The 1,904-nt window shown below is 49.8% G+C and carries 3 protein-coding genes and 1 pseudogene; all 4 read right to left on the bottom strand.

Going from position 1 to position 1,904, the window contains the following annotated elements; all coding sequences use genetic code 11:
• A pseudogene (locus FYJ53_RS21015) lies at positions 1-238 on the bottom strand (hypothetical protein); the annotation flags it as partial.
• Positions 235-489, bottom strand: coding sequence for a hypothetical protein (locus FYJ53_RS21010; RefSeq protein WP_154557785.1), 255 nt, complete (start codon positions 487-489; stop codon positions 235-237). The gene FYJ53_RS21010 and the pseudogene FYJ53_RS21015, both read right to left, overlap by 4 nt.
• 3 nt (positions 490-492) lie before the next feature.
• Positions 493-1,041, bottom strand: coding sequence for a replicative helicase loader/inhibitor (locus FYJ53_RS21005; RefSeq protein WP_052237417.1), 549 nt, complete (start codon positions 1,039-1,041; stop codon positions 493-495).
• Positions 1,034-1,888 carry a helix-turn-helix domain-containing protein gene (locus FYJ53_RS21000; protein ID WP_154557784.1) on the bottom strand — a complete coding sequence of 285 codons (855 nt, stop codon included), beginning with the start codon at positions 1,886-1,888 and terminating at the stop codon, positions 1,034-1,036. The genes FYJ53_RS21005 and FYJ53_RS21000 overlap by 8 nt, the downstream gene beginning before the upstream one ends.
• Between the last annotated feature and the right edge of the window lie 16 nt (positions 1,889-1,904).

Genomic DNA, 1,904 nt, shown 5'->3' with positions numbered 1-1,904 from the left:
TGGAATCTCCAAACATCATGTCTAAATATCTCAGTGTAATATAAACATCCGCCTTTTCTTCCAGAATGTTCTGCTTAGCCCGGATCAGATCCGCGCCGTTAAAGTTTTGTCCGGCGATCTTCAGTTTGCAGATCTCTTTTGTCAGCTCAGCCATCTCTTCCACGGCCTTGGTGAGCTGGTTGTCAATGCCGTAATGGTCAAGCGCTCTTTTTAGGACCGCTTCCTGTTCTTTGGTCATTTCATCCTCCCGTAAGTTTCATAAATTTCTTGCAGCTCTTTGATAAATGCTGGGATATTTTCCATTTGGATGCCCATCCCATCTCCGGCGGCATCGTTCATCACCAGGACGTGATCATCGACGATAAACATCCGAGTGCCCCAGAATTGTGTCTCAACAGGGATGCCTTTTTCCCGATCAACACTGTATTTCATGGCCCAGGGTGCTAATCGGTAAGTCGGCAGGTCCCGGGCTTTTACGGTTGCTTTCATGCTCTACCCCGCAATCTGCTTCATGTCGAAGGCGCCGCTGATCTGCTCGAAGGTTTCTTTCACATCGGCTGGCAGGGCTGCCATTTCGCGCTGGGCTTTTTTCTTGGCCCGAAAGCTGCGCATAAAGTTGGACTGGATCACGGACTCCACAGCGTCGCACTCCATCTGTGCCCAGTTTCGGATCATACTCGGTGACCCTACGGCCTGCTGAACGACCTCTGGCAGTTTATCAAATTCTTCTTCGGCCCCATAAATGCCGTTTCGCAGGGCTTTGGACACCATGGACCAGGCGTCCATTTCGGTCAGCTCGGGCTCCTGGGTGATTTTCAGCACCATATCCATAATCTGTCCGGGTACGGGCGCAAAGCCTTTCTTGTCGTTGGCAATAAAGCCCATCACTGCGCCGTCGATGGTCTCGTAAGGGTAGTCTTTAAACATCCTTGTCCAAAGGTTCACAGCGGCTTTGGCGTCGGCGGGCTTCACATCCCGATAGGTATTTGGGTAGGCCGCTCTCAAGGTCGCTAAAACCTTGGCGGCTTCTGTATCATTCATTTTTCATTTCCTCCTCCATGGCTATTTTTAAAAAGGGGTTATCGGTTAGATCGTCAAGGCGCCTGGCTGTTCCCGGCGGACTTGGCGGCGCCGGCGCCTTATTGACGTAGTTCCCCTCCAGAACTTTAACGAAATTGGCGGGTTTCATTACCCAGTCAAAGCTGGCATTCCAGTTGTTGCCGGTTCGCCCGCACAGAAAGTCGCTTTGTTTCACCAGGGCGATGACTTGCAGGACGGTTTCCTCCCCGTGTTCCTTTACCCTTGCCCGAACGGCTTTTTTGCGGTTGTCATTCAGGGCCTGCACCTTTGGCAGTTCGGTGCAGACGCTGTTCCAGTAGTCGGCAATCTTTTTATACTGTACGGTCTCTCTGGGAACAGGTTCGGGTGCGTCCCCCTTTGGGGGACTATAGGGGGTATCACTTGTTTTGTTTTGTTTAGTTTGGTTTAGTTTATTTATGTCTACGGTTTTGACTACGGTATTTACTACTGGATTCACTACGCTTTGTACTACGGGATTCACTTCGGTTTGTACTTCGCTGATGAAAGTGTTATTGTTTTTTCCTTCTGAAAGCGAAATCAGTTTGTACCGGTTCGGGCTGCCTTTTTTGCCTTTCTGGTACTCGATTAATCCGGACTCCACCAGTTTATTCCGGTAGTCAATGAAGGTGGCTTCTCTTTTTACCTGGATTAAACCCATTAACCGCTGGTTATCTACTGAAATCCACTCAGCCCACCCACATCTATTGAACAGCGCAACCATTTTGCGCCACAGCAACTCGGACAGTGCGGGCAAGTAATTTGTTTCGAGCCATCGGTCGAATGCATTTAACTCTGCAATGTAATTCAAGGGGCCACCTCCTTTC

It is taken from the genome of Eubacterium sp. BL-380-WT-2B, from assembly GCF_009696115.1.
GTDB lineage: Bacteria > Bacillota > Clostridia > Eubacteriales > Eubacteriaceae > Eubacterium > Eubacterium callanderi.
The sequence above is the reverse complement of the archived record's forward strand: the minus strand, read 5'-3'. Positions and strand labels throughout refer to the sequence as shown.

Excerpts from the sequence above, each read along its gene's own strand:
- FYJ53_RS21010 (WP_154557785.1), bottom strand. The coding sequence starts at position 489 with ATGAAAGCAACCGTAAAAGCCCGGGACCTGCCGACTTACCGATTAGCA.
- FYJ53_RS21005 (WP_052237417.1), bottom strand. The coding sequence starts at position 1,041 with ATGAATGATACAGAAGCCGCCAAGGTTTTAGCGACCTTGAGAGCGGCC.